2 tRNA genes and 2 rRNA genes are annotated in these 5,505 nt (G+C 50.3%); all 4 read left to right on the top strand.

The features are described from left to right. Positions 1–397: 397 nt before the first annotated feature. The 4 genes from QTI51_RS38840 to QTI51_RS38825 all read left to right on the top strand — a co-directional run bounded on the left by QTI51_RS38840 (position 398) and on the right by QTI51_RS38825 (position 5,387). A 16S ribosomal RNA gene (locus QTI51_RS38840) occupies positions 398–1,932 on the top strand. 79 nt (positions 1,933–2,011) lie between these two features. Next, a tRNA-Ile gene (locus tag QTI51_RS38835) sits at positions 2,012–2,088 on the top strand. Between the two features lie 29 nt (positions 2,089–2,117). Beyond that, a tRNA-Ala gene (locus QTI51_RS38830) sits at positions 2,118–2,193 on the top strand. 318 nt (positions 2,194–2,511) lie between these two features. Then, positions 2,512–5,387 (top strand): 23S ribosomal RNA (locus QTI51_RS38825). The 16S and 23S rRNA genes sit together here with 2 tRNA genes alongside, the layout of an rRNA operon. Positions 5,388–5,505 lie beyond the last annotated feature (118 nt).

The raw sequence follows: 5,505 nt of genomic DNA, 5'->3' as shown, positions 1-5,505 counted from the left end.
GAGTGAGTCGGGTAAAAAAACTTCCTTCGAAGTTGACGCGGTTTGAAAAAGCAGTGCATAATCGAAGGCTTCGCTGAAATGACTTCGGCGGCTGATTGCGAAAAGCGGTTGGCTGGTGAAGTTGAAGAAAGCGAAAAAAGTTTGACGGTACTTAAAAAACCGTGATAGACTACAAGGCTTCGCTGATCGCAGCAAGTTAAACGAAGTAGACGAATGTTGCTTCGGTGATCGTTAAAAATTTACAGCCGATAAGCGTGGGCGTTTGAAGGTAATTGCGTAAGTTCTTCGGAACAAGTCGCAAGACTTAAAAACGCTCATGAGATAGAAGTGAAGTTCACTTTAATTCTTTTTTTATGAGTTTTGCTTGGCCGCGAGGTCAGGCGCAAAAATCAAGATCGAACTATAGAGTTTGATCCTGGCTCAGATTGAACGCTGGCGGCATGCCTTACACATGCAAGTCGAACGGCAGCGCGGGAGCAATCCTGGCGGCGAGTGGCGAACGGGTGAGTAATACATCGGAACGTGCCCAATCGTGGGGGATAACGCAGCGAAAGCTGTGCTAATACCGCATACGATCTACGGATGAAAGCAGGGGATCGCAAGACCTTGCGCGAATGGAGCGGCCGATGGCAGATTAGGTAGTTGGTGAGGTAAAGGCTCACCAAGCCTTCGATCTGTAGCTGGTCTGAGAGGACGACCAGCCACACTGGGACTGAGACACGGCCCAGACTCCTACGGGAGGCAGCAGTGGGGAATTTTGGACAATGGGCGAAAGCCTGATCCAGCCATGCCGCGTGCAGGATGAAGGCCTTCGGGTTGTAAACTGCTTTTGTACGGAACGAAACGGCCTTTTCTAATAAAGAGGGCTAATGACGGTACCGTAAGAATAAGCACCGGCTAACTACGTGCCAGCAGCCGCGGTAATACGTAGGGTGCAAGCGTTAATCGGAATTACTGGGCGTAAAGCGTGCGCAGGCGGTTATGTAAGACAGTTGTGAAATCCCCGGGCTCAACCTGGGAACTGCATCTGTGACTGCATAGCTAGAGTACGGTAGAGGGGGATGGAATTCCGCGTGTAGCAGTGAAATGCGTAGATATGCGGAGGAACACCGATGGCGAAGGCAATCCCCTGGACCTGTACTGACGCTCATGCACGAAAGCGTGGGGAGCAAACAGGATTAGATACCCTGGTAGTCCACGCCCTAAACGATGTCAACTGGTTGTTGGGTCTTCACTGACTCAGTAACGAAGCTAACGCGTGAAGTTGACCGCCTGGGGAGTACGGCCGCAAGGTTGAAACTCAAAGGAATTGACGGGGACCCGCACAAGCGGTGGATGATGTGGTTTAATTCGATGCAACGCGAAAAACCTTACCCACCTTTGACATGTACGGAATTCGCCAGAGATGGCTTAGTGCTCGAAAGAGAACCGTAACACAGGTGCTGCATGGCTGTCGTCAGCTCGTGTCGTGAGATGTTGGGTTAAGTCCCGCAACGAGCGCAACCCTTGTCATTAGTTGCTACATTCAGTTGGGCACTCTAATGAGACTGCCGGTGACAAACCGGAGGAAGGTGGGGATGACGTCAAGTCCTCATGGCCCTTATAGGTGGGGCTACACACGTCATACAATGGCTGGTACAAAGGGTTGCCAACCCGCGAGGGGGAGCTAATCCCATAAAACCAGTCGTAGTCCGGATCGCAGTCTGCAACTCGACTGCGTGAAGTCGGAATCGCTAGTAATCGTGGATCAGAATGTCACGGTGAATACGTTCCCGGGTCTTGTACACACCGCCCGTCACACCATGGGAGCGGGTTCTGCCAGAAGTAGTTAGCTTAACCGCAAGGAGGGCGATTACCACGGCAGGGTTCGTGACTGGGGTGAAGTCGTAACAAGGTAGCCGTATCGGAAGGTGCGGCTGGATCACCTCCTTTCTGGAAACAAGCAATTTAATTTAAACGCCCACACTTATCGGTTGTTGGAAGAAGTCGAGATCTTTGTTGATCTTCGATTGGGTCTGTAGCTCAGCTGGTTAGAGCACCGTCTTGATAAGGCGGGGGTCGTTGGTTCGAGCCCAACTAGACCCACCAAATCTTCTGATTTCTCGTGTGAGAGTTTTGGGGGATTAGCTCAGCTGGGAGAGCACCTGCTTTGCAAGCAGGGGGTCGTCGGTTCGATCCCGTCATCCTCCACCAATAATTCGGTACTTATTCAACACCAAAGCGGCTTTGTGCGCGAGTATGAGGCTTCTTTGTTGTTGATCAAGATCTCTTGATCAATCGGCTGTTCTTTAAAAATTCATAGAGTCGAATCAGCGCTGCTGATGGAAACTGCACATTCGTAAAGGTTTAGTGCAGACCGTGCCATCAGCAGCATAGAATTTTTGATTGCGTCAAAAGAAACTTCAATTTCGAGTCAAATCGAATTGAATGTACGGCATAACGCGTCAGGTGAAAGACCTGACATATTCCTTGAAATGATTTTGTGTTTCGCAAGAAACGTCAAAGTTATAGGGTCAAGTGAATAAGAGCACGTGGTGGATGCCTTGGCAATGATAGGCGACGAAGGACGTGATAGCCTGCGATAAGCTTCGGGGAGCTGGCAAATTAGCTTTGATCCGGAGATTTCCGAATGGGGAAACCCACCTGCAAAGGTATCGCATGATGAATACATAGTCATGCGAGGCGAACCGGGTGAACTGAAACATCTCAGTAGCTCGAGGAAAAGACATCAACCGAGATTCCGAAAGTAGTGGCGAGCGAAATCGGAGAAGCCTGTTAGTGATAGCACAAGACATAACGGAACAGTTTGGAAAGACTGGCCATAGCGGGTGATAGCCCCGTACGTGAAATGACCTGTGTGGTACTGAGCTAACGACAAGTAGGGCGGGACACGAGAAATCCTGTCTGAATATGGGGGGACCATCCTCCAAGGCTAAATACTCATCATTGACCGATAGTGAACTAGTACCGTGAGGGAAAGGCGAAAAGAACCCCGGGAGGGGAGTGAAATAGATCCTGAAACCGCGTGCTTACAAAAAGTAGGAGCCTCGTAAGGGGTGACTGCGTACCTTTTGTATAATGGGTCAGCGACTTACATTCAGTGGCAAGGTTAACCGAATAGGGAAGCCGTAGAGAAATCGAGTCCGAATAGGGCGATCAGTCGCTGGGTGTAGACCCGAAACCAAGTGATCTATCCATGGCCAGGATGAAGGTGCCGTAACAGGTACTGGAGGTCCGAACCGACTAGTGTTGCAAAACTAGCGGATGAGCTGTGGATAGGGGTGAAAGGCTAAACAAACTTGGAAATAGCTGGTTCTCTCCGAAAACTATTTAGGTAGTGCCTCAAGTATTACCATCGGGGGTAGAGCACTGTTTTGGCTAGGGGGTCATGGCGACTTACCAAACCAAGGCAAACTCCGAATACCGATGAGTACAGCTTGGGAGACAGAGCACCGGGTGCTAACGTCCGGACTCAAGAGGGAAACAACCCAGACCGCCAGCTAAGGTCCCTAAAATTGGCTAAGTGGGAAACGAAGTGGGAAGGCTAAAACAGTCAGGATGTTGGCTTAGAAGCAGCCATCATTTAAAGAAAGCGTAATAGCTCACTGATCGAGTCGTCCTGCGCGGAAGATGTAACGGGGCTAAGCCAGTTACCGAAGCTGCGGATTTGCAATTTATTGCAAGTGGTAGGAGAGCGTTCTGTAAGCCTGTGAAGGTGCGTTGTAAAGCGTGCTGGAGGTATCAGAAGTGCGAATGCTGACATGAGTAGCGTTAAAGGGGGTGAAAAGCCCCCTCGCCGTAAGCGCAAGGTTTTCTACGCAACGTTCATCGGCGTAGAGTGAGTCGGCCCCTAAGGCGAGGCAGAGATGCGTAGCTGATGGGAAACAGGTCAATATTCCTGTACCGATTGTTAGTGCGATGTGGGGACGGATCTTAATAGGTCATCCAGTTATTGGATTATTCTGGTTTAGTTGGATGTAGGCGTGCATTAGGCAAATCCGGTGCACATATACCGAGGCCAACGATCGAGCGGACTTGTCCGTGAAGTGACTGAACGAGGTTCCAGGAAAAGCCACTAAGCTTCAGCTAACAACGACCGTACCGCAAACCGACACTGGTGCGCGAGATGAGTATTCTAAGGCGCTTGAGAGAACTCAGGAGAAGGAACTCGGCAAATTGACACCGTAACTTCGGAAGAAGGTGTGCCCTATTAGTGTGAAGTGAACAACGGAGCATGAATGGGTTGCAAAAAATCGGTGGCTGCGACTGTTTATTAAAAACACAGCACTCTGCAAACACGAAAGTGGACGTATAGGGTGTGACGCCTGCCCGGTGCTGGAAGATTAAATGATGGGGTGCAAGCTCTTGATTGAAGTCCCAGTAAACGGCGGCCGTAACTATAACGGTCCTAAGGTAGCGAAATTCCTTGTCGGGTAAGTTCCGACCTGCACGAATGGCGTAACGATGGCCACACTGTCTCCTCCTGAGACTCAGCGAAGTTGAAATGTTTGTGATGATGCAATCTCCCCGCGGAAAGACGGAAAGACCCCATGAACCTTTACTGTAGCTTTGTATTGGACTTTGAACAGATCTGTGTAGGATAGGTGGGAGGCTTTGAAGCAGGGTCGCTAGATCTTGTGGAGCCAACGTTGAAATACCACCCTGGTGTGTTTGAGGTTCTAACCTAGGTCCATTATCTGGATCGGGGACAGTGCATGGTAGGCAGTTTGACTGGGGCGGTCTCCTCCCAAAGCGTAACGGAGGAGTTCGAAGGTACGCTAGTTACGGTCGGACATCGTGACGATAGTGCAATGGCATAAGCGTGCTTAACTGCGAGACTGACAAGTCGAGCAGATGCGAAAGCAGGACATAGTGATCCGGTGGTTCTGTATGGAAGGGCCATCGCTCAACGGATAAAAGGTACTCTGGGGATAACAGGCTGATACCGCCCAAGAGTTCATATCGACGGCGGTGTTTGGCACCTCGATGTCGGCTCATCTCATCCTGGGGCTGTAGCCGGTCCCAAGGGTATGGCTGTTCGCCATTTAAAGAGGTACGTGAGCTGGGTTTAAAACGTCGTGAGACAGTTTGGTCCCTATCTTCCGTGGGCGCTGCAGATTTGAGGAAGCCTGCTCCTAGTACGAGAGGACCGGAGTGGACACACCTCTGGTGTATCGGTTGTCACGCCAGTGGCATTGCCGAGTAGCTAAGTGTGGAAGAGATAACCGCTGAAAGCATCTAAGCGGGAAACTCGTTTCAAGATGAGATCTGCCGGGGCCTTGAGCCCCCTGAAGAGTCGTTCAAGACCAGGACGTTGATAGGTCAGGTGTGGAAGCGCAGTAATGCGTTAAGCTAACTGATACTAATTGCTCGTGCGGCTTGACCCTATAACTTTGATCAAAATACAGATCAAGGTGTTATGCCAAGTTGACGCATTCAAAATAATTCGCCAAAAGCTGATTCCAAACTCTATGAATTCGTCTGCCTGATCAATCGATCACGCAG

This window comes from Variovorax sp. J22G73 (assembly GCF_030317035.1).
In the GTDB taxonomy this organism is placed as follows: domain Bacteria; phylum Pseudomonadota; class Gammaproteobacteria; order Burkholderiales; family Burkholderiaceae_C; genus Variovorax.
This window is presented reverse-complemented; position numbering and strand designations above follow the sequence as displayed.